Raw genomic sequence first — 21079 nt, 5'->3', positions numbered from 1 at the left:
GGAAGAGGCGGCGTCAGCTCTCGGCGGGGCGGGGCCCGAAGACCGGCCGGCCGCGGAGACTGCCGGGGTCGCGGGGCGGACCCGCCTCCAGCCAGGAGAGGAAACCGGTCACCGTGGTCTCGGCCATCGCGATCTCGAGGTCGGTGGACCCGGTCCGGCAGCGCAGCACGATCCAGTGGCCGGGCATGATGAGCCGCTCCGGACCGGCGGGGAGGCGTTTCTCCTCGACGGTGAGCGACTGCCGGTCGAGGACCCGTTTGGGCCGGATCGCCAGGCTGAACATCTTGTGGAAGCGCAGCTCGTCGCCGACGAACTGGCCGAGGCCGGGCGACCAGCCACGGCCGAGCACGATCGTGTTGATGCGCACCTGCAAGCGAATGGTTCCGCCGCCGACCCGGAGCAGGCGGCGGCGGAAGAAGATCGCGAAGAGAAGCGCGAGCAGCGCGAAGATGCAGATTCCGGCGATCTCCAGAACCCGCATCGCCGGCGTCAGTGAGACTCGGGAGTGGCGGGCGTCGCGCTCTCGGCGAGGACCGTCACGCCGTTGGCGTCGATCGACAGGAAACCGCCGGCCACGTCGTAGGCGAGCTGGTCACCACCGGCGAGTTTGACCCGCACCTGGGAGGGCTCCTTCAGCAGGCCGAGCAGCGGGGCGTGACCGGGGAGGACACCGATCTCACCCTCGGTGGTCCGCGCGACGAGCATCTCGGCCTCTCCGGACCAGACCTTCTCCTCGACGGCGACGACCTCGACGTGCAGCTGGTTGGCCACGCTGTCTCCCTTTGACGCTGCGAACCGAATGGGTGAAGTCTAATCGGCGGCGAACGCCGACGTGGTACGGGGTGCCGACTCAGCTCTGCGCGGCGACGTAATGCGGGTGGTCGAGCAGGAACTCCGCGATCCGGTCCTCCCGTACCGCCTGGAAGAACTCGGCCGTCGAGGGATCCAGCTGTTCGCCCAGGTATCGGCCGTTGTCGTAGAGTCCGCCGCCGGGCAGCCTGATGAGCGTCATGTCCTCGGTGTTGATCCCCTGGAGGGCCAGCCCCCAGTCGATCACGCTGTTGCCGCCGCCGTCGAAGGTCAGCGAGTCACCGGCCGCGTCGAGCACCCCGAGCAGCTTGGTGGGATCGGTGGCCACTTCCCGGCTCATCGCCTGCCGCGCCATGGCCTTGATGAACTGCTGCTGGTGCCGCTGCCGGTCGTAGTCGCCCTCGGGCAGGCCGTAGCGCTGCCGCACGTAGTCCAGCGCCTCCCAGGCTCGCAGGTGGTAGGTGCCCACCCGGTAGACCTTCTGCGGGCCGGTGTACGGGTGGTCACAGCCCCCGTACGCGCACTCCGGGCGCCGGGGCCGGGGCTTGCCGTTCGGCTGGAGGTGCTCGGACTTGACGTCCTGGTCGATCGTCATGGTGACGCCGCCCATCGCTTCGACGATCTTCTTGAACCCGCCGAAGTTGATGATGGTGCCGGCGTCGAACTTCAGGATCCCGGTGACACCGCTGACCGTCTTGGCGAGCAACTGGAAGCCCTGTTCCACGTCGTGGGTGCCGTCACCGCGGTCGCTGCCGTACGACATCGCGGAATTGACCTTGGCCGTGGTACCGGTGAAGCCGGTCTGCATGAAGGCCGGGATCGGCACGTAGAGGTCGCGCGGGATGGAGAAGAGGTAGACCTGGTCCATCCCGGCGGGCACGTGCGCCACGATGATCGAGTCGGACCGCGGGGCCTGCGTGTCGTCACGCGGGTCGATGCCGGCCATCAGGATGTTCAGGGGGCCGGTGATGTCGCTGCCACGGGTCGAGCCGTCCGACGGGCTGCCGATCAGGGCCCCGCTGCCGGCCTCGATGGCTCCGGTGTACTTCGCCACCAGGGCCTGCCCGGTGACCAGCACACCGCCGCTGCCGACCATGAGCGCACACCCGAGCCCGGCACAGAGCCGGGCCCACATGGGGGCACGGCGTTTCAGAGACTCGGTCACTCGGTTACCCCACTGCCGGACGAATGCGCGTCCAAGAATACCCGAAATCCGAGCAAAGGGCTGCCACTTCGTCACACACAGTGACGGATGCCGATAGAAGAAAGCCGCGCCGGTGTGACACCGGCGCGGCTTTCGAAACTACTGACCCGAGGTCAGCCCTTCATCAGCTCGTGCGCGTTCTTCTCGAGGTCCTCGAGACCGCCACACATGAAGAAGGCCTGCTCCGGGTAGTTGTCGTACTCACCCTCGGAGATCTTCTTGAACGCCTCGATGGTCTCCTTCAGGGGGACCGTCGAGCCCGCGACGCCGGTGAACTGCTCCGCCGCGTAGGTGTTCTGCGAGAGGAACCGCTCGATGCGGCGAGCCCGCTGCACCGTGACCTTGTCCTCTTCGGACAGCTCGTCCATACCGAGGATGGCGATGATGTCCTGCAGATCCTTGTACTTCTGCAGGATCCGCTGGACCTCACGGGCCACCGCGTAGTGCTCGGCACCGACGAACTCCGGCGCCAGGATCCGCGAGCTGGAGGCCAGCGGGTCCACGGCGGGGTAGATGCCCTTGTCGGAGATCGACCGCTCGAGGTTCGTGGTCGCGTCCAGGTGGGCGAAAGTGGTGGCCGGCGCCGGGTCGGTGTAGTCGTCGGCGGGCACGTAGATCGCCTGCAGCGAGGTGATCGCCTTGCCACGGACCGAGGTGATCCGCTCCTGCAGCTCACCCATCTCGTCCGCCAGGGTGGGCTGGTAACCCACGGCGGACGGCATGCGGCCGAGCAGGGTGGAGACCTCGGAACCGGCCTGGGTGAACCGGAAGATGTTGTCGATGAAGAGCAGCACCTCCTGGTTCTGGACGTCCCGGAAGTACTCCGCCATGGTCAGAGCGGTCAGGGCGACCCGCAGACGGGTGCCCGGCGGCTCGTCCATCTGGCCGAAGACCAGCGCGGTCTTGTCCAGAACGCCACCCTCGGCCATTTCCAGGATGAGGTCGTTGCCCTCACGGGTGCGCTCGCCGACGCCGGCGAACACCGAGGTGCCGCCGAAGTTACGGGCAACGCGGATGATCATCTCCTGGATGAGCACCGTCTTGCCCACGCCCGCGCCACCGAACAGGCCGATCTTGCCACCACGCACGTACGGCGCGAGCAGGTCGAGCACCTTGATGCCGGTCTCCAGCATCTCGGTCTTCGGCTCGAGGTCCGCGAACGCCGGGGGCTTGCGGTGGATCGACCAGCGCTCGGTGATGTTCAGCGTCGACGGGTCGACGTTGAGCACCTCACCGAGGGCGTTGAACACGTGGCCCTTGGTCACGTCACCGACGGGCACCGAGATCGGCGCGCCGGTGTCGGAGACCGGGGCCCCACGGACCAGGCCGTCGGTCGGCTGCATCGAGATGGCGCGGAGCAGGTTGCCACCCAGGTGCTGGGCGACCTCCATGGTCAGTTTCTTCTTACCCTCGGAGAGGGTGACCTCAACGTGTAGCGCGTTGAAGATCGCGGGCATACCGTCACGGGGAAACTCGACGTCGACGACCGGGCCGATGACCCGGACGACACGGCCGACAGCGGTCTCCGCCTTGGTGGGCTCAGCAACAGCAGTCATCACACATCACTTCCCGCCGCGGCAAGCGCGTTGGCGCCGCCGACGATCTCACTGATTTCCTGGGTGATCGCAGCCTGCCGCGCGGAGTTCATCTCGCGCGTGTACCGCTTGAGGAGGTCGTCGGCGTTGTCCGACGCGCTCTTCATCGCCCGCCGCCGGGATGCCGACTCACTGGCCGCCGAGTCCAGCAACGCCGCGTAGATACGCGTGTTGAGGTACTTCGGCAGCAGTGCGTTCAGCAGTTCGTCGGCGTCCGGCTCGAACTCGTACGACGCACGCGGCTCGGAGGACTTCTCCTCCTGCTGCGTGTCGACCTGCACGGGCGCGAGCGGTTTCGCATTGGCGCTCTGCGTCATCAGGGACTTGAACTCGGTGCTCACGAGGTGCAACTCGTCCACGCCCGCGATGCCGTCCGGACCGAAGGTGCCCTCGGTAGCCGAACCGGCCGAGAAGCCCTCGATCAGGGCGTCGCCGATCCTCTTGGCGTCCGCGAACGACGGACGCTCGGAGAACCCGGTCCAGCTGGCGGCGACGTCCCGCCCGCGGAACCCGTAGTAACCGACGCCCTTACGGCCCACCACGTACAGCGCCACTTCCTTACCCTCCGACTTCAGCCGAGCGATCAGCTGCTCGGCGGTGCGGATGGCGTTGGCGTTGTAGGCACCGGCCAGGCCCCGGTCACTGGTGATCAGTAGGACCCCCGCCCGCTGGACACGCTCACGCGCGACCAGCAGCGGGTTGTCGACCGAGGCGTTGGACGCCAGCGCGCCCAGCACCTTGGTGATCGCCAGCGAGTACGGCCGGGAGGCGTTGACCCGTTCCTGGGCCTTCGCGATCCGGCTGGTGGCGACCAGCTCCTGCGCCTTGGTGATCTTCTTGGTCGACTTGACGGTGCGGATGCGCCGACGCAGCGCCTGTACCTGACCGGCAGCCATGCTTAGCTACCGCTTTCGCCGGTCGTGCTGCCCTGGAACGTCTTCTTGAACTCCACCACGCCGGCCTTCAGGCTGTCCACGTTGTCGTCGCTCAGCAGGTTCGTCGACTCGATCGCCGTGTAGGTGTCGCTGTTGTGCTGCTTGAACCACTGCAGGAAATCCTGCTCGAAGCGGCGCACGTCACCGACCGCGATGTCGTCGAGCTGACCGGTGGTGCCGGCCCAGATCACGATCACCTGGTCGACCGTCGAGTACGGCGAGTACTGCGGCTGCTTCAGCAGCTCGACCAGGCGGACGCCCTTCTCGAGCTGAGCACGCGACGCACGGTCCAGGTCGGAGGCGAAGGCCGAGAAGGCCTCCAGCTCACGGAACTGGGCCAGGTCGAGGCGGAGGCGGCCGGAGACCGTCCGCATCGCCTTGACCTGCGCCGAACCACCCACGCGGGACACCGAGGTGCCGACGTTGACGGCCGGGCGCACACCCGAGGCGAACAGGTCGGTCTCGAGGAAGATCTGACCGTCGGTGATCGAGATGACGTTGGTCGGGATGAAGGCCGAGATGTCGTTGGCCTTCGTCTCGATGATCGGCAGACCGGTCATCGAGCCGCCACCCAGCTCGTCGGAGAGCTTGGCGCAGCGCTCCAGCAGACGGGAGTGCAGGTAGAAGACGTCGCCCGGGTAGGCCTCACGGCCCGGCGGGCGGCGCAGCAGCAGCGACACCGCGCGGTACGCCTCGGCCTGCTTCGTCAGGTCGTCGAAGACGATCAGGACGTGCTTGCCGTTGTACATCCAGTGCTGTCCGATGGACGAGCCGGTGTACGGGGCGATGTACTTGAAGCCGGCCGGGTCGGAAGCCGGGGACGCGACGATCGTCGTGTACTCCAGCGCGCCCTGCGCCTCCAGGGTGCCCCGGATGCTGGCGACGGTGGAGGCCTTCTGGCCGATCGCCACGTAGATGCAGCGGACCTGCTTCTGGGGGTCGCCAGACTCCCAGTTGGCCTTCTGGTTGATGATCGTGTCGAGCGCGACCGTGGTCTTGCCGGTCTTGCGGTCACCGATGATCAGCTGGCGCTGTCCACGGCCGATCGGCGTCATGGCGTCGATAGCCTTGATGCCGGTCTGCAGCGGCTGCTTCACCGGCTGCCGGGCCATCACGTTCGGCGCCTGCAGCTCCAGCTCACGGAAGCCTTCGTTCGCGATCTCACCGAGACCGTCGATCGGCTTGCCCAGGGCGTCGACGACGCGACCCAGGAAGGCGTCGCCCACCGGGACCGAGAGGACGCGACCGGTGCGCTTGACCGGCTGGCCCTCCTCGATCTTCGCGAAGTCGCCCAGGATCACGGCGCCGATCTCGCGGACGTCCAGGTTCGACGCGACACCCAGGGTGCCGTCGGCGAATTCGAGCAGTTCGTTCGCCATCACCGAGGGGAGACCCTCGACGTGCGCGATACCGTCGCCCGCGTCGGAAACGACGCCCACCTCTTCACGGGTGAGGTCGGTCGTAGCGGACGAGACGTAGCGCTCTAGCGCCCCCCGGATCTCATCCGAGGAGATGGTCAGCTCGGCCATCCTCTGCCTTCTCTGTCTAGCTCGGGACGTCACCGCCACCGAGGGGCTTCTCGATCGGAATCGAGGGGAAAAAGCTATTTGGCGAACGCCTGCTTGGCTGCGTTCAGCTTGCGCAGGACCGTGCCGTCGTAGAGGTCGGAACCGACCCGGACGCTGGCGCCACCGAGAACGGCGGGCTGGACGTCCACGTGCAGGGTCACCTCGTGGCCGTACAGGGCGGACAGCTTCGCGGCCAAGGACTGCTCCTCGGCCTCGGTGAGCGGCTTGGCCACCGTCACGTACGCCACCTCATGGTCGCTCTTCGCGGCGGTCGCCTCGACCAGCCGGGACAACGAGGCCTCGAACCCACGCCCGCCGAAGCCGGTCAGCGCCACCTCGACGAGGCGGCCGGTGACCACGTGCGCCTTGCCGGTCAGCAAGTCCTGAACCAGCTTAACCCGGACAGCGAGCGGAACACTCGCAGCGCTCAATGCACTGGCCAGGCCGGAGTCACCGGCGACGATCTGGCCGAACCGGAACAGTTCGTCCTCGACGTCGGCCAGTTTGTCGTCGCGATCCGCCGAAGCGAGAAGCGCGTCGACACCCAGGCGCTCGGTGGCGTCCAGCAGCTGACCCGGACGGCCGAACCGGCCGGACACCAGCGTGCTGATCGTGTCGACCGTGGCCTTGGAGAGCTTGCCGGACAGCAACGACTTGATCAGCTCGGCACGGTCGGAACCGGGCCGGGACGGGTCGGTCAGAGCCCGGCGCAGGCGCAGGTCGGACCGCAGCAGGCCGGCCACCGACAGAATCTCGTCGGCGACCGTCACCAGCTGCGGAGCCGTGGCCGACGCGGTCTCGGCCGCCAGCCGTGCGGACGCCTCGCCGTAGGCCTCGCGGCTTACGCTCGACGTCATCAGCGCTGTCCCGCCGTGTCGAGGTCGGCGATGAACCGCTCGACGGTGCCACGGGTACGAGCCTCGTCAGCGAGAGCCTCGCCGACGATCTTGCTAGCCAGATCGACCGCGAGCGTGCCGAGTTCGGAACGAAGCTCCCGGACAATGGCGTCACGCTGGGCGGTGAGCTGCTCGTTGCCGGCCGCGATGATGCGGTCCGACTCCTCGCGGGCCTTCGCCAGTACGTCCTGCCGGATACCCTCAGCGTCGGCCCGAGCCTCGTCGCGAATGCGAGCGGCCTCGGTCCGGGCTTCGGCGAGCTGCGCCTTGTACTGCTCGAGCAGCTCGTTCGCCTCGGCCTGTGCGGCCTCGGCGCGCTTGATGCCACCCTCGATCGCATCCACCCGTGCCTGGAACATCTGCTCCATGCGGGGGAAGACGAACTTGGCGAGCACGAACAAGATCACGCCGAATGCGATGGTGCCGACGATGATCTCCGCCAACGGCGGCAACAGGATGTGGCTACCGCCACTCTCCTCCGCTGCTACCTGCAACATCCCTGATTCCCTTCGCCGGTGCTCGGATCGATCCGGCTGGTCACGCGAGTGCGAACGCGAGCACCAGGCCGAGCAGGGCGAGCGCCTCGATCACGGCGAAGCCCATGAACATGTAGACGCGGGTCAGCGACGCGCTCTCGGGCTGGCGGGCAGTGGCCTGAATGTAGGCGGCGAACACCAGGCCGACACCGATGCCGGGGCCTAGCGCGGCGATGCCGTAGCCGATGACGTTCAGGGAGCCTTCCATTGGTTCCTCCTGCAATGAACGCGTGATCGTCACGCGCACGTTTGGTGAGACAGGTATTCATTTGTGTCGAACGGTGGTGCTCGCCCGGCGGGGAAGCCGGTTCGTCTCAGTGCTCCTCGGAAACGGAGCTCTGCAGGTAGGTCGCGGTCAGCAGCGTGAACACGTACGCCTGCAGGATCAGGATGAACAACTCGAACAGGGTCATCACGATCGCCATACCCCAGCTGCCGAACGCGGTGAGCTTGAGGCCGATGCTCGCGCTCTCCCACAGGGCCACGCCACCGAGCGTGAAGACCAGCAGGATCATGTGGCCGGCGAACATGTTGGCGAACAGACGGATGGCCAGGGTGGCCGGCCGCAGCAGGATTACCTGGAAGAGCTCGATCGGCACCAGGATCGGCTGCACCCAGAGCGGGGCGCCGGGAACCCAGATGCTGTCCTTGATGTAACGCCCCACACCCTTACGCTGCACGCCCACCGCGATGTAAAGCAGGTAGGTGGACACTGCCAGAACGATCGGGAAGGCGATGTGCGAGTTCGGTGAAATCTGGGCGAACGGGACGATGCCCCAGAGGTTGTTCATCAGAATGAAAACGAACAACGTCGTCAGGTACGGCGCGAAACGCACACCCTGCGGCCCGATGATGTCCCTGGCGATGTTGTCGCGGACCAGGCTGTAGACGCTCTCGGCCATCCACTGACCCTTGGTCGGCACGACCTGGGGCTTCCGGTAGGCCGTCAGGAACAGCACGATCAGGATCGCCACGCTGAGCCAGACGAGCAGGGTGACCTTGGTTACCGCGGTCTCCCACATGCCTCCGCTCAGCCCAGGGATCAGGCTGCCGAATTCGAAGCTCTCCAGGCCGGGCGGAAACTCCGCAGCGAGCACGTGCGGCGAGTTACTCAACTTGCATCCTCCGTCGCTCGGGCCGATTCAGGCGCCCAGCCTCTTCACAATCAGGTACACCCCGGCAGCGCCACCGCCGATCAACCCGACCAGCAGTCCGACGTGGGGAAGATTAAGCCAGTGATCCACCGTCCACCCGATGCCGCCCCAAACGATCATCCCGCCTAGCAGATAACCGACGGCTGACCACCCCGCATCCGCACCCTCGGGGCGCTGCGGAGGATTAGGTTTCTGGTCACCGGTCATGACGGGAGCAAGATATCAGCTACCGGTTGGCAGCCAGGATTCACCCCCCGCACGATGACTCGCCGTGTAGGTGGTGACTCGACTGGAGCCGAATCATGCCTAAGATACGCCGCTGCGGCAAAGCTGCCTAGCTGATCATTATTTTGCCCTTGATGAGCAACCCGAACAGGGGACTCAGGGCCGTTCCACTGCGGGATCAGGGCGTGTGGGCCCGTACATGGCGGTCCACCAGGTCTGTGCGAACACCCAGGCCAGAATCGCGGTGATCATGCCGATCGCCATCATCCGGGTTCCCGGCCAGTCCGCACGCAGAACACTCATCAACACGATGCCGAGCAGCGAGACCTTGAACAGGTAACTGGCGAGACCGACGCTGAACACGAGCTTCGGGTTGATCCAGTCCGCCCAGGCGACCGTCACGCTGGAAAGCGCGTATCCACCGGCCACCACCAGCACGCCGACCGCGGCTCCGAGAGCACCGGTCGGCCCGTCCACCCACCAACCGACTGCGGGAGTGACGAACAACAGCACCCCGGAGACGGCCAGGGGCGCTCGAAGGTGCCGCAGGCGATCGGCCAACGGGCGGGTTTCCGTCGCCACACTCATTCTCCAGACTCCTCACCACGTCACACCACCGGCGCGGTGCGGCACTGAAGATACCCGGGAGCCGGAATCAGTGGCGGTGATGCCGGTGGTGGGGACGCCCACCCGAGAGCAGGGCGAGCGAGCTGATGACGAGCGCTACGAGCAGGAGAACGGCGAGCAGGACCTCGACCAACATGACAGCACCTCCTTCGGCACCGTAACCGGGGAGAAGCTCCCCTGTTCCAGAATCCTCCGGCCCCGACACCTCGGTCAACCTATGCTGTTCACAGCTACCGTTCAGGGAGAACTCATAGGGTTAAAGCGGGGGGAGTACCTCAAAAATTCGCTCCGGTCAATACGGACCTGCATATCAGGACCTCGGACGGATACTCGTGCGCAGCGCCCGCGAGTGAGGGAGACCTCGAACGATGACACATGTTCGAGGAGAAGCCGGTGTCCCAGGAAACCGTCCTAGCCGCCCCGATCGAATCGATCGGCTCGCCGCTGCTGTGGGCCGTCACGATCGCCCTGCTTCTCGGCCTGCTCGCAGTGGATTTCGCCATCACCCGGCGGCCTCATGACGTACCGATGCGCGAAGCGGTCGGATGGACCGTCTTCTACATGGCGCTCCCCGTGGTGTTCGGCCTGATCCTCTGGCCGCTCTACGGAGGCACGGTCTCGGTCGAGTTCTTCACCGGATGGGTCGTCGAGAAGTCCCTGTCGGTCGACAACCTCTTCGTCTTCATGCTGCTGCTGACGGCCTTCGCGGTCCCCCGAGAGCTGGCGCAACGAGTCCTGTTGTATGGGATCGTCGGCGCCCTGGTGCTCCGGGCCGTCTTCATCGCGGCGGGAGCGGCCGTGATCAGTTCCGGCACCTGGGCCTTCCTGCTCTTCGGGGCCGTCCTGCTGGCGACCGCGATCAAGGTGCTACGGGAAGCCGGCGGGGACGGCGAGAAGACCGTCGACATCGACGAGATGCGCAGCGTGCGGCTGATGCGCAAGCTGATGCCGGTCACCAACCGCTACCACGGCGCCGTGCTGACCGTACGGGAGGCCGGCCGCCGCACCCTCACCCCGATGGCGCTGGTCGTCGTCGCCGTCTTCATGACCGACATCGTCTTCGCGGTCGACTCGGTGCCCGCGGTGTATGGCGTCACCAGCGATCCCTACATCGTCTTCGCGACGAACGTCTTCGCCCTGCTCGGCCTGCGCGCCCTGTACTTCGTACTCCGCAACGCGCTCGGCAAGCTCCGCCACCTGGACTACGGACTCGGGATCATCCTGGCCTTCATCGGCGTCAAGCTGGTCCTGCACTGGGCGCACGACGTCTGGACCTGGCTGCCGATGGTGCCCACCCCCCTGTCCCTAGTCGTGATCATCGTCGTCCTCACCACGGTGACCCTGACCAGTCTGGCCGCCAACCGGCGTGACGAGGCCCGCAACACCAAGGACCCGGAGAACAGCGATCAGGTGCCGACCGCTTCGTGAACCGGGCGAGACGATGCCGGTCCGGCGTCGTCCCGGGGGTAGGGCGGGAAGGCTGCCACCAGGTTCGCCACCTCGGCGGCGACCTCTCCCGACCTCCGCACCCCGTCCTCGGTAGCCGGATCGGCGTGGACCGCGGCCGTGATGAGCGCCGCGATCCGCCGCATCTCGTCCTCGCGCATGCCCTGGGACGTGACGCTCGGGGTGCCGATCCGGATGCCGGACGATACGGCGGGCCGCTCCGGGTCGTACGGCACCGGATTCTTGTTGAGCGCGATGCCCGCCCGCGCGCAACGCGCCTCGGCCTCCTGGCCGGTCACGCCCACCTCGCGCAGGTCGAACACCGCGAGGTGGGTGTCGGTGCCGCCGGTGACCGGCCGCATCCCCTCGGCGGCCAGCCCGGCAGCGAGCGCCCGCGCGTTTCGGACGGTCTGGTTCGCGTAACCCCGGAACTCCGGCGTGCCGGCTTCCCGGAAGGCGACCGCCTTGGCGGCGATGGCGTGCATCATCGGCCCGCCCTGCGCGAACGGGAAGACCGCCTTGTCGATGCGCTGGGCCAGTTCGGACCGGCAGAGGATCATGCCGCCGCGCGGACCACGCAACGCCTTGTGGGTGGTCGCGGTGACGACGTCGGCGAACGGGACTGGTGACGGCACGGCCCGGCCCGCCACCAGTCCGATGAAGTGCGCCGCGTCGACCAGCAGGTAGGCGCCGGCCTCGTCGGCGATCTCCCGGAACCGCGCGAAGTCGATCAGCCGTGGGTACGAGGTGGCCCCACAGATGATCAACTTCGGACGGTGCGCCAGCGCCAGATCGCGCACCTCGTCGTAGTCGATCTCCTCGGTCTCCCGGGCGACCCGGTACGAGACCGGGTGGAACCATTTGCCGGAGAAGTTCGCCTTGCTGCCGTGGGTGAGATGGCCGCCGTACGGCAGTCCCATGGCCAGCACCACGTCACCAGGCTCGGCCAGAGCCGCATAGGCGGCCAGGTTCGCCGCTGCGCCGGAGTGCGGCTGCACGTTGGCGTGCTCCGCCACGAACAGTTCCCTGGCTCGGTCGACCGCGAGCCGCTCGGCCCGGTCCACCTGATCACAGCCGCCGTAGTAGCGCTCGCCCGGATAGCCCTCGGCGTATTTGTTGGCGAGCGTGGAACCCAGCGCCGCGAGAACCGCGGGCGACATGAAACTCTCGCTCGCGATCAACTGGAGGGTGTCCCGCTGGCGGGCAACCTCGTCGACGAGCACGGAAGCGATCTCCGGATCCTCACGGCGTAACACCGCGAAGTCCGGCCCCCAGAAGGTGCCCACGCCGACCTCCCGAGATCCGAGGAGTCTTCCGGTTTCGAGCATATGGCTTCCGGACCCCGGTTCGTGGGCACACTCTGCGGTTATGCGATGTCTTGTCACCGGCGCCACCGGTTACATCGGTGGCCGGCTGGTCCCCCGCCTGCTCGACGCCGGCCATCAGGTCCGGTGCCTGGCCCGAAGCGCCGCCCGCCTGCGCGACTCCCCGTGGACGGCCCGGGTCGACGTGGTCGAGGGCGACCTCTCCGACCCGGCGACCCTGGAACCGGCCTTCGACGGCGTCGAGGTCGCGTACTTCCTGATGCACTCACTCGGCCGTCCCGACTTCGAGAGCCTCGACCGGGAGGCCGCCCGGAACTTCGCGGCGGCGGCGCGTGCGGCGGGTGTGCACCGGATCGTCTATCTCGGCGGCCCGGAGCCGCCGGAACACGAGAAGCCCTCGGCCCACCTGCGCTCCCGGGCCGAGGTCGGCCGGATCCTGCTGGACAGCGGGGTGCCGACGGTGGTGCTGCGGGCGCCGGTGATCATCGGGTCCGGATCGGCGTCCTTCGAGATGCTGCGCTACCTCACCGAGCGCCTGCCGGCGATGGTCACGCCGCGGTGGGTGGAGAATCGGATCCAGCCCATCGCGGTACGCGACGTGCTGCGTTACCTGGTCGGCGCGGCCACCCTCCCGCCCGAGGTCAACCGCGGTTTCGACATCGGCGGCGCGGACGTGCTCACCTACCGGGAGATGATGCAGCGGTACGCCCGGGTGGCCGGGCTCCCCCGCCGGCTCATCGTCCCGGTCCGGGTGCTCAGCCCGTGGCTGTCCGCGCACTGGGTCGGCCTGATCACCCCGGTGCCGAACGCCATCGCCCGGCCACTGGTCGCCAGCCTGATCCATGAGGCGATCGCGCACGAGAACGACATCGCCGCACTGCTCCCCGGCCCGGCACCGCTGGGTTTCGACGAGTCGGTCCGCCTGGCCCGCGGCAAGATCCGCGACGCGGACGTGGAGACCCGCTGGTCCACCGCCTCCGGCCTGGACGTCTCCGCCGAACCGCTGCCCACCGATCCGGACTGGTCCGGCGGCAGCATCTACGTCGACGAGCGGTCCCGGCCGGTGAGCGCGCCACCGGACCGGCTGTGGCGGGTCATCGAGGGGGTCGGCGGGGAGAACGGCTGGTACTCGTTCCCGCTGGCCTGGTCGGTGCGCGGCTGGCTGGACCGGCTGGCCGGCGGGGTCGGGCTGCGGCGTGGGCGGCGCGACCGGGACCGGCTTCGGGTCGGTGAGGCCCTGGACTGGTGGCGGGTCGAGGAGATCGAACCCGGCAAGCTGCTGAGGCTGCGCGCCGAGATGCGGGTGCCGGGCCGGGCCTGGCTGGAGATGCGGGCGGAGACCTCCCCGGAGGGCGGGAGCGTCTACCGCCAGCGGGCCGTCTTCCTGCCGCGCGGGCTGGCCGGGCACCTCTACTGGGCGTCGGTGCTGCCGTTCCACGGCATCGTCTTCAACGGAATGGCCCGCAACATCACCCGCACCGCGGAGGCGAGCGGGGCCAGCGAGGTCATCCGCACCGGCGAGACGTCAGGCGGCGGCCCGTGACAGCCGGTCCCGCACCGCCAGCCAGTCCTCGGTCCCGGGTGGCTCCTGGACGATGATGGTGGCGTGACCGGCGTCGTCGAGGCGGTGCAGGGCGGCGTACAGGTCAGCGGCGTACTCCCGCGGGTCGGCAGAGAGGACCTCGGTGCCGTCGCTGCCCTCGTACGTCAGGGTGCCGACCGGGGCCGCCAGCCCTTCGGTGTCCCGCACGTCCGCACGGAGGACGACCTTGGCGCGCGGCGCGTAGTGCCGCCGGCTCATGCCGGGTGAATGCCGGGCCGCGCCGTCCTCGGTCTCCGCCTCGGGCAGCGCGATCGTCCCCACCACGTCCCGCAGCAGCCGGAGGCCGAGCGCGCCCGGGCGCAGCAGCCGCGGGACGGCGCCGGTCAGGTCGAGCACCGTCGACTCGATACCCCACGAGCTGGCACCGCCGTCCAGCACCAGAGGCACGTCCGGCAGGCTCCGCACGACGTGTTCGGCGGTGGTCGGCGAGATGCCCTCGGAACGGTTCGCGCTGGGTGCGGCGAGCGGCAGGCCGCAGGCCCGGAGCAGGTCGAGGGCGACCGGATGGGCCGGCACCCGGACCGCCACGGTGTCGTTGGCCGCCCCGATACCGGGCAGGTGCGGGGCCCGCCGGACGACCAGGGTGAGCGGTCCGGGCCAGAAGGCCTTCGCCAGATCAAAGGCAGGATCCGGCCAGCTGTACGCCAGATCGCGCGCCGCGTCCACATCGGCGACGTGCACGATCAGCGGGTTCCACGTGGGCCGGTTCTTCAGCCGGTAGATCTCGCCGACAGCCTTCGCCGAGAAGGCATTGGCACCCAGGCCGTAGACGGTCTCGGTGGGGAAGGCCACCACCGAGTCGGCACGCAGGATCTCGGCCGCCCGGCGCAGCCCTTCGGCGTCCGGCTCGACGATCCGGCTCCGCCAGTCGACATCGGTCTCGGCGGTGGGCTTCCCGGAGATCACACCGCTCACGGGAGCAGCAGCGTGGCGAACGGCATCGTGGTGTCCTCGATCTCGTCGGCCACCCGGTGGAAAGTCTGGTCACCACGGCCCCACGGGTCGTCCAGGTCGTCACCGGCCTGCGGGGCGTCCGAGCCACGCAGAGCGGCCACCGCCTCGACGATCGCGGCGCCCCGGGCGTGCAGGGCGTCCGGTTTAGGCTCGGCCGACGGCAACGCGGCCTGATCCACCGCACTGAGCAGGCGGCCGAACTCGCCGAGCACGAAGGTGCGGGACGCTGCGTCGGGGCGGAGCGCGACCACGTAGTCGTACTGATCGGCGGTGGCCGTGAGGATCAGGTCGGCCTCGTCGATGAAGTCGCCGCGCAGCTTACGGGCGAGGAAACCCTCGTCCGTGCCACGACGGGCGCGGACCAGCCGGGCCGCCGGCGGGTTCATCTCCTCGCCCTCGTGCCAGCCACCGGTGCCGGCGCTGACACTGCGCAGCAGGTGACCGCCGTCGGGCTCACCGGAACGGTCCCGGACGGCGCGCGCCAGCAGGCGCTCGGCCATCGGGGACCGGCAGATGTTGCCCATGCAGACGTGCAGAACGGTGAAAGGAGCCAAGTCAGTCCTGCCCATCGAGAATGTCCGGAACCACGTCACGAAGTTTCTCGAGCGGGATCGCACCGGCCCGCAGCACTCGCGGCACATCGCCGGTGACGTCCACGATCGTGCTCGGCGCCGGGTCCAGGGCGGGGCCGGCCTCCAGGTAGACGCGAACCGCGTACTCCAGCTGGTCGCGGGCCTCGTCGGCGGTGAGCGGCGGGGGCGAGCCGAGCTTGTTGGCGGTGGTCACGGCCATCGGGCCGACCTCGCGCAGCACCTCGAGGGCGACCGGGTGCAGCGGCATGCGCACCGCGACGGCTCCCCCGGTGTCACCGAGATCCCAGGTCAGGCTGGGTGAGTGCTCGACGATGATGGTCAGTGCGCCGGGCCAGAACGCGTCGGCCAGCTCACGGGCGGCACGCGGCAGCGAATAGGTCAGCCCGTCCAGGGTGTGCCGGGAGCCGACCAGCACCGGCGGCGGCACCCGGCGGTCCGAACCGCGGGCATGGTGCAGCTGGGTGACGGCGTGCGAGGTGAACGCGTCGGCGCCCACCCCGTAGACCGTGTCGGTGGGGAAGACCACGAGCTCGCCGCTCTTGGCCGCTTCGACAGCAGCGGCGATGCCACGGTCCCGGTCCGCGACGGTGGCGCAGTCGTAGAGCATCACGTGTTGCAGTGTGCCATGCGACTGAACGGTGTTTCACCGGCGGCGGGCGGTCGCATATCTCGGACGGCCGGTGAGGTCGTCGTGGGCGGTCACCTCGGTGAACCGGCCGTCGGCCCGCAGCAACGCGGGAACCGCCTCGCCGTGCACGTCGTCGTGTTCGATTCCGAGCGATCCGCCCGGTTTGAGCAGTCGGGCGGCCAACTCGACGACCGGCCGGATCACGGTCAGGCCGTCATCGCCGCCGAAGACCGCCTCGGCCGGGTCGTGACCGGACACCTCCGGTGGGACCTCGGTGCCGTCCGGAACGTACGGCGGATTGCACAGCAGCACGTCCACCGCTTCGTGCAGCTCGGACAACAGATCAGGATCGGTCACGTCCCCTGCTACCACCTCGACCACCGGATAGCCGGCCACGTTGCGGCGCAGCCAGGGCAGGGCGGCCGGCGACCGCTCGACGGCGATCACCCGCCCGGCCCGGGTCTCGTCGGCGACCGCGACCGCGATGGCACCGCTGCCGCTGCACAGGTCGACCACCACCGCCCCCGGAACGGTCCGCTCGACACCCCAGCCGGCGAGCAGCTCGGTCTCCGGCCGGGGTACGAAGACCCCGTCGCCGACCGCGAGTTCCACATAGCGGAACGCGGCGCTCCCGAGCAGATGCTGCAACGGGATCCGGCGGGCCCGGCGGGCGACCAGATCCCGGAACCGGGTCAGCTCCCCGGCCCGGATCGTGTCGATCAGCAGGAGCCGCCCGCGGGGCACATCCAGCACGTGAGCGGCCAATAGTTCGGCGTCGACACGAGGTGACGACACCCCGGCCACACCGAGATCGACCGCCGCCGCTGCCAGCTCCGGCGCCAAGCGGGTCCGATCCGTGTCCTCGCGGGGGTGTTCGTGTCGCGGTGTCACGGCATAATCATGGGACCTCGCGCACCCGGAGTCGTCGGCGGGCTCAGGCCCGTTCCGCGGACGCGCGAGTGGGATGCGTGGGCCGGGATCCACGAGACGGGCCCAAGGCCGTGGGAGGCGCCTGGTGAGTTGGTTGGACCAGCTCGCGGAACACGTCGATGATCTTCGCCGTGCCAACCACCTGCAGCAGAACGGGCAGTCGGCGGTGGCGCTGCCGATCCTGGACGGTGTGCTGGTCTCCGCGGCCGACCCGGCGACCCGGGCGTACGCGTTGGTGCAGCGCTTCGGCGCCCTGATCAATCTGGGCCGGGTGGCCGAGCTGGCGGCCGCGATGGCCGTCGCCTCCGAAGCGGTCCGTGAAGTGCCCGACCCCTATCTGCGCGGCCAGTTGCACGCCTTCGCCGCCCTCGGCGCGCACCTGCAGAGCAATCTGGACCGTGGCGTCACCCACCTGGTGCAGGCGTCCCGGGCCCTGGCCGCCGTGCCGGAACGGGACGCGGACACCGCCTGGGGCTGGCACGACCTCGCCATGGCGTACAGCTATCTCGGTTTTCACGGCCAGGCTCTGATCGCGATCGAGCAGGCCCGCGAGGTCGGTGCGGCGGCCGGCCTGGCACAGGAGGTCTTCGCGGCGCCGGGCATCCGGCTGCGCAACGCCGTGGCGCTGGACCATCAGGGCGACACCGACGGCTGCCTGCGGGTGCTGCGCGACATCGACGCCGAGTTGTCCCGCTACGTCGCCACCGATCAGCTCCGGCCCGGAAGCCGGGCGGTGTACGGCTACGCCCTCGCCCGCCGGGCCGCGCTGGGCGACTCGACCTCGTCCGACGCGACCCGCTGGCTGACCGGCGGCGGCGACAGCGCCCGCACCCGGGACCTGCGGCATCTCGGGTCGGTGTGCCTGGCCATCGCGGCCGGCCGCCCGCAGCAGGCGCTGGCCATGCTGGAGGCGGTGCCGGTCTCCGCCGAGACCCTGGGCGCTCCCGAGGCGGCCCGGCTGCGCAGCATCTGCCACTCCAGCGCCGGTGATCACGCGGCCGCGCACGCCGCCGACCGGTACGCGTTCCGCCTCGCCGCGCTGCGCATCGACCAGCTCCGGGACGGCTATCTGGACGGGGTGGCCGCCCGGCTGGACGCCCAGGAGACACACCGTGACCCGGGCCGCTACGGCGACGAGACCCTCACCGACCCGCTGACCGGCCTGCCGAACCGCCGCCAGCTCGAACGCTATGTCGATTCGCTGCTGTCCCGCGGCGAGCGGGCCGCGGTCGGCGTCTGCGACGTGGTCGGCTTCACCACGATCAACATCCGGCACGGCCGGCACTGCGGCGACCTGGTCCTGCAGCGGATAGCGGGTGTGCTGCACCGGGTGATGCGCCGTGGTGACTTCGTGGCCCGGTTCGCCGGTGACGAGTTCGTGCTGGTGTTGCCGGGTGCCGGCCCGCACCAGGCGGCCGAGGTGTCCCGGCGCATCGGCGCGGCCACGAACGCCGAGAACTGGCAGGCCCTGGTGCCGGGGACGCCGATCGGGGTGGCGTCCGGCTGGTCCGAGGTCGGCTCGAACGGCCGTGGCCTCAGTGCCGCCTTAGCCGCCGCGGCAGCCGGTCGGAAGCCCACCATATGACCATGGCCATGATCGAGCTCGGTGACGTCAGCGGCGAACCGGCCGGCGGCGCCGAGCAGGCCCCCGAGTTCCGGCACGGCACGGCGCGCCGGATGGTGCTGGCCGCTCTCGCGGCGGTGTGCGCCGTGGCGCTCGGCGGCTCGGCCCGGCCGACGGCCCCGCTGATCCGCACGCTGTGGTCGATACCGTTCAGTGAGATCGACATCATGACGATGACCGACGGCCTGGTCCTGGTGCAGACGTACAGCGACGGACCGCCGACCCTGACGGCATACGACGCGGTGACCGGGCGAGCCCGGTGGAACCGGCCCCTCGGTGACCAGGCGCCCCAGGTGGACAGCTTCGTGCGGGGCGGGGTGCTGCTGATGCTCGGCGAGCAGGAGGTCATCGAGACCGACCTCGGGAACGGCAGCCTGAACGTGGAGACCTTCGGCGGCACGATCACGGCCGTCGACACGGCCACCGGCGCGGAGCTGTGGCGCCAGTCGGCCGGCTATCACCTGACAGCCGGGCCGGACACGGTCCTGCTGGCCGGCCGTGGCCGGCGCGGTGCGCCGTCGACCCTCCGGCTGGTCCGGACCCGGGACGGCGGCTCCCTCTGGGAACGGCCGCTGCCCGAAGGGGCGGAGCTGTCGGTGCAGCTCGACGAGGACCGGCCGGTCCGGGTGGTGACCTCGACCCCGGACGGCCTGGTCACGGTGCTCGACTATGACGACGGCGTCCCGACGGTGTCCCGACGTCTACCGCGGGCTGCCCAGGAGGTCGATGCGAACAACAGCAGCTCGTTCTCGACCGCGCCCGGTCTGCTCATGGAGAGCCGGACCACCGCCGCGACCAGCGCGGTCACCGCCTACCGCATCGACACGCTGGAACGGCTCTGGTCGGTCACCGCTACCACCCCGAACCTCTGGGGCCAGGAGTGCGGGCCGGTGGTCTGCCTCGTCGGGGAGAACCAGTTCCGGGCAGTCGACCCGATCACCGGCCGGGAGCGCTGGCAGGGCACCGGCTATCCGTTCATCGGGATGGTCCCCGGCAACGAGTTGATCGTCGTCACCGAGAGCGGCGCCGAGGCCCGGCCAGTACTCACCGAGGCTGCCACCGGCCGGCCCGTCGGTCAGCCCGGGCGCGGCTGGGTCTCGTCGCGGGGTTCCACCACGGGTTTCGCCGTGCTGATCAACCCCCTGGCCGAGGACGTGACCCAGGCCGCGGTGAGCCGGTTCGACCTGACCACCGGCCGCTCCACCCTGCTCGGGACGATCGATCTGGGCAGCAACAGCCAGTGCGTCGGCACCGGCACGATCCTCGCCTGTCAGAACGCGGACCGGCTGGTCGTCAACGAGATCGGCTGATCAGCGGCGGGGCATGTCGGAGTCGCCGGCCAGGCGGGCCGCCCGGTCCGACTGGGCCAGCGCGTCCAGCACCCCGTCCAGCTCGCCGCCGAGGACCAGGTCCAGGTTGTAAGCGGTGTAACCGATGCGGTGGTCGGTGATCCGGTTCTGCGGGTAGTTGTAGGTGCGGACCCGCTCGGAACGGTCGACCGTGCGCACCTGGGCCTTACGGGCGTCACCGGCCGCGGCGTCGGCCGCCTCCTGGGCCTGAGCCAGCAGCCGGGACCGCAGGATGCGCATCGCCGACTCCTTGTTCTGGAGCTGGCTCTTCTCGTTCTGGCAGCTCACCACGGTGCCGGTGGGCAGGTGCGTGATCCGGACCGCGGAGTCGGTGGTGTTGACCGACTGGCCACCGGGACCGGATGAGCGGTAGACGTCGATCCGCAGGTCACCGGGCTGGATGTCGATGTCGACGTCCTCAGCCTCGGGCAGCACCAGCACGCCGGCCGCCGAGGTGTGGATACGGCCCTGGGACTCGGTGACGGGCACCCGCTGCACGCGGTGCACGCCACCCTCCCACTTCAGCCGGGACCAGACGCCGTGACCGCCGGTGGGCATCCCCTTGGTCTTCACCGCGACGGAGATGTCCTTCACACCGCCGAGGTCCGACTCCTGCGAGTCGATCACCTCGACCACCCAGCCGTGGCGCTCGGCGTAGCGGGTGTACATGCGCAGCAGATCGCTGGCGAAGAGCGCCGACTCCTGGCCGCCCTCACCCGCCTTGATCTCGACGATCACGTCCTTGGCGTCGTTCGGGTCGCGCGGCATGAGCATCTCGCCGAGTTTCTCCTCGAGCGCGGGCAACACCGCCGCGACCGCCTCGACCTCGGAGGCGAACCCCGAGTCCTCGGCGGCCAGCTCCTTGGCAGCGGCCAGATCGGCGCGGGCCGCCTCCAACTCCTGGTTGGCCGCGTAGATCGGCGCCAGTTCGGCGAACCGGCGGCCGACCCGTCGGACCAGAGCCTGGTCGGAGTGGATGGAGGGGTCCTCCATCAGCCTTTCCAGGTCCACGTACTCGGCAAGAAGCGTGCTCAATCGGTCGTTACTCATCGAACTCTCCCAAGCCGGCGTGAAAAG

General features: G+C 69.2%; 22 protein-coding genes. 4 read left to right on the top strand and 18 right to left on the bottom strand.

Annotated features, from left to right (window positions below):
- Nucleotides 1-13: 13 nt before the first annotated feature.
- The 12 genes from BLU81_RS38960 to BLU81_RS38905 all read right to left on the bottom strand — a co-directional run bounded on the left by BLU81_RS38960 (nt 14) and on the right by BLU81_RS38905 (nt 9511).
- A complete protein-coding gene (locus BLU81_RS38960) occupies nt 14-481 on the bottom strand; it encodes a DUF2550 domain-containing protein (RefSeq protein ID WP_092553141.1) in 468 nt (155 codons plus the stop codon).
- A gap of 8 nt (nt 482-489) precedes the next feature.
- Nucleotides 490-771: a F0F1 ATP synthase subunit epsilon gene (locus BLU81_RS38955; RefSeq protein ID WP_092553139.1), complete on the bottom strand. Its 282-nt coding sequence runs from the start codon at nt 769-771 to the stop codon at nt 490-492.
- 79 nt (nt 772-850) lie between these two features.
- The gene (locus BLU81_RS38950; RefSeq protein WP_231954874.1) at nt 851-1945 is read right to left on the bottom strand and encodes an LCP family protein; all 1095 of its coding nucleotides are present in this window, start codon (nt 1943-1945) and stop codon (nt 851-853) included.
- Nucleotides 1946-2127: 182 nt separating this feature from the next.
- Nucleotides 2128-3570 (bottom strand): F0F1 ATP synthase subunit beta, encoded by a 1443-nt coding sequence (gene atpD, locus BLU81_RS38945; RefSeq protein ID WP_092553137.1) that lies wholly within the window; start codon nt 3568-3570, stop codon nt 2128-2130.
- The gene (locus tag BLU81_RS38940; RefSeq protein ID WP_092553135.1) at nt 3570-4505 is read right to left on the bottom strand and encodes a F0F1 ATP synthase subunit gamma; all 936 of its coding nucleotides are present in this window, start codon (nt 4503-4505) and stop codon (nt 3570-3572) included. The genes atpD and BLU81_RS38940 overlap by 1 nt, the downstream gene beginning before the upstream one ends.
- A gap of 2 nt (nt 4506-4507) precedes the next feature.
- The gene (atpA, locus tag BLU81_RS38935; protein ID WP_092553133.1) at nt 4508-6073 is read right to left on the bottom strand and encodes a F0F1 ATP synthase subunit alpha; all 1566 of its coding nucleotides are present in this window, start codon (nt 6071-6073) and stop codon (nt 4508-4510) included.
- 74 nt (nt 6074-6147) lie between these two features.
- Complete coding sequence (locus BLU81_RS38930) at nt 6148-6969, bottom strand: F0F1 ATP synthase subunit delta (RefSeq protein WP_092553131.1); 822 nt, start codon at nt 6967-6969, stop codon at nt 6148-6150.
- Nucleotides 6969-7505, bottom strand: coding sequence for a F0F1 ATP synthase subunit B (locus tag BLU81_RS38925; RefSeq protein ID WP_092553129.1), 537 nt, complete (start codon nt 7503-7505; stop codon nt 6969-6971). Before BLU81_RS38925 ends, BLU81_RS38930 begins: the two co-directional genes overlap by 1 nt.
- Before the next feature lie 40 nt (nt 7506-7545).
- On the bottom strand, nt 7546-7752 hold the full coding sequence (atpE, locus tag BLU81_RS38920; protein ID WP_092553126.1) for an ATP synthase F0 subunit C: 207 nt from the start codon (nt 7750-7752) through the stop codon (nt 7546-7548).
- Nucleotides 7753-7858: 106 nt separating this feature from the next.
- Nucleotides 7859-8659, bottom strand: a complete 801-nt coding sequence (gene atpB, locus BLU81_RS38915) for a F0F1 ATP synthase subunit A (protein WP_231953722.1) — start codon at nt 8657-8659, stop codon at nt 7859-7861.
- Nucleotides 8660-8686: 27 nt separating this feature from the next.
- The gene (locus tag BLU81_RS38910; RefSeq protein WP_092553120.1) at nt 8687-8905 is read right to left on the bottom strand and encodes a hypothetical protein; all 219 of its coding nucleotides are present in this window, start codon (nt 8903-8905) and stop codon (nt 8687-8689) included.
- A gap of 174 nt (nt 8906-9079) precedes the next feature.
- Nucleotides 9080-9511: a hypothetical protein gene (locus BLU81_RS38905; protein ID WP_092553117.1), complete on the bottom strand. Its 432-nt coding sequence runs from the start codon at nt 9509-9511 to the stop codon at nt 9080-9082.
- Nucleotides 9512-9925: 414 nt separating this feature from the next.
- On the opposite strand from BLU81_RS38905, the gene BLU81_RS38900 reads away from it, so the two are divergent.
- Nucleotides 9926-10978, top strand: a complete 1053-nt coding sequence (locus BLU81_RS38900) for a TerC/Alx family metal homeostasis membrane protein (protein WP_092553113.1) — start codon at nt 9926-9928, stop codon at nt 10976-10978.
- Here BLU81_RS38900 and BLU81_RS38895 read toward each other — a convergent pair.
- Nucleotides 10957-12282, bottom strand: coding sequence for a serine hydroxymethyltransferase (locus BLU81_RS38895; protein ID WP_092553110.1), 1326 nt, complete (start codon nt 12280-12282; stop codon nt 10957-10959). The genes BLU81_RS38900 and BLU81_RS38895 overlap by 22 nt on opposite strands.
- A gap of 82 nt (nt 12283-12364) precedes the next feature.
- On the opposite strand from BLU81_RS38895, the gene BLU81_RS38890 reads away from it, so the two are divergent.
- Nucleotides 12365-13864, top strand: coding sequence for an SDR family oxidoreductase (locus BLU81_RS38890; RefSeq protein WP_092553107.1), 1500 nt, complete (start codon nt 12365-12367; stop codon nt 13862-13864).
- Here BLU81_RS38890 and BLU81_RS38885 read toward each other — a convergent pair.
- From BLU81_RS38885 to prmC, 4 genes are read right to left on the bottom strand one after another with little or no spacing between them, the layout of a single operon-like run.
- Complete coding sequence (locus tag BLU81_RS38885; protein ID WP_231953721.1) at nt 13847-14839, bottom strand: L-threonylcarbamoyladenylate synthase; 993 nt, start codon at nt 14837-14839, stop codon at nt 13847-13849. The genes BLU81_RS38890 and BLU81_RS38885 overlap by 18 nt on opposite strands.
- Nucleotides 14836-15432 carry an arsenate reductase/protein-tyrosine-phosphatase family protein gene (locus tag BLU81_RS38880; protein ID WP_092553104.1) on the bottom strand — a complete coding sequence of 199 codons (597 nt, stop codon included), beginning with the start codon at nt 15430-15432 and terminating at the stop codon, nt 14836-14838. The genes BLU81_RS38885 and BLU81_RS38880 overlap by 4 nt, the downstream gene beginning before the upstream one ends.
- Nucleotide 15433: 1 nt before the next feature.
- Nucleotides 15434-16078, bottom strand: coding sequence for an L-threonylcarbamoyladenylate synthase (locus BLU81_RS38875; RefSeq protein ID WP_092553101.1), 645 nt, complete (start codon nt 16076-16078; stop codon nt 15434-15436).
- A gap of 36 nt (nt 16079-16114) precedes the next feature.
- The gene (gene prmC / locus BLU81_RS38870; RefSeq protein ID WP_172890707.1) at nt 16115-16990 is read right to left on the bottom strand and encodes a peptide chain release factor N(5)-glutamine methyltransferase; all 876 of its coding nucleotides are present in this window, start codon (nt 16988-16990) and stop codon (nt 16115-16117) included.
- A 124-nt stretch (nt 16991-17114) separates the two neighbouring features.
- On the opposite strand from prmC, the gene BLU81_RS38865 reads away from it, so the two are divergent.
- A complete protein-coding gene (locus BLU81_RS38865) occupies nt 17115-18614 on the top strand; it encodes a GGDEF domain-containing protein (RefSeq protein ID WP_092553098.1) in 1500 nt (499 codons plus the stop codon).
- 2 nt (nt 18615-18616) lie between these two features.
- Complete coding sequence (locus BLU81_RS38860; RefSeq protein ID WP_157751979.1) at nt 18617-19963, top strand: outer membrane protein assembly factor BamB family protein; 1347 nt, start codon at nt 18617-18619, stop codon at nt 19961-19963.
- Here BLU81_RS38860 and prfA read toward each other — a convergent pair whose 3' ends face one another.
- Entirely contained in the window at nt 19964-21052 is a 1089-nt protein-coding gene (gene prfA / locus BLU81_RS38855; protein WP_092553092.1) for a peptide chain release factor 1, read from the bottom strand.
- Between the last annotated feature and the right edge of the window lie 27 nt (nt 21053-21079).

This window comes from Actinoplanes derwentensis (genome assembly GCF_900104725.1).
Classification (GTDB): domain Bacteria; phylum Actinomycetota; class Actinomycetes; order Mycobacteriales; family Micromonosporaceae; genus Actinoplanes; species Actinoplanes derwentensis.
Note: the sequence above shows the minus strand (reverse complement) of the source record. Positions and strands in the feature narration are given on the sequence as shown.

Coding starts and splice junctions, on each gene's coding strand:
- BLU81_RS38950 (WP_231954874.1), bottom strand. CDS start 1,945: ATGTGGGCCCGGCTCTGTGCCGGGCTCGGGTGTGCGCTCATGGTCGGC.
- atpD (WP_092553137.1), bottom strand. CDS start 3,570: ATGACTGCTGTTGCTGAGCCCACCAAGGCGGAGACCGCTGTCGGCCGT.
- BLU81_RS38960 (WP_092553141.1), bottom strand. CDS start 481: ATGCGGGTTCTGGAGATCGCCGGAATCTGCATCTTCGCGCTGCTCGCG.
- BLU81_RS38875 (WP_092553101.1), bottom strand. CDS start 16,078: ATGCTCTACGACTGCGCCACCGTCGCGGACCGGGACCGTGGCATCGCC.
- BLU81_RS38940 (WP_092553135.1), bottom strand. CDS start 4,505: ATGGCTGCCGGTCAGGTACAGGCGCTGCGTCGGCGCATCCGCACCGTC.
- prfA (WP_092553092.1), bottom strand. CDS start 21,052: ATGAGTAACGACCGATTGAGCACGCTTCTTGCCGAGTACGTGGACCTG.
- BLU81_RS38930 (WP_092553131.1), bottom strand. CDS start 6,969: ATGACGTCGAGCGTAAGCCGCGAGGCCTACGGCGAGGCGTCCGCACGG.
- atpE (WP_092553126.1), bottom strand. CDS start 7,752: ATGGAAGGCTCCCTGAACGTCATCGGCTACGGCATCGCCGCGCTAGGC.
- BLU81_RS38900 (WP_092553113.1), top strand. CDS start 9,926: ATGTTCGAGGAGAAGCCGGTGTCCCAGGAAACCGTCCTAGCCGCCCCG.
- BLU81_RS38905 (WP_092553117.1), bottom strand. CDS start 9,511: ATGAGTGTGGCGACGGAAACCCGCCCGTTGGCCGATCGCCTGCGGCAC.
- atpA (WP_092553133.1), bottom strand. CDS start 6,073: ATGGCCGAGCTGACCATCTCCTCGGATGAGATCCGGGGGGCGCTAGAG.
- BLU81_RS38860 (WP_157751979.1), top strand. CDS start 18,617: ATGGCCATGATCGAGCTCGGTGACGTCAGCGGCGAACCGGCCGGCGGC.
- BLU81_RS38925 (WP_092553129.1), bottom strand. CDS start 7,505: ATGTTGCAGGTAGCAGCGGAGGAGAGTGGCGGTAGCCACATCCTGTTG.
- BLU81_RS38910 (WP_092553120.1), bottom strand. CDS start 8,905: ATGACCGGTGACCAGAAACCTAATCCTCCGCAGCGCCCCGAGGGTGCG.
- BLU81_RS38890 (WP_092553107.1), top strand. CDS start 12,365: ATGCGATGTCTTGTCACCGGCGCCACCGGTTACATCGGTGGCCGGCTG.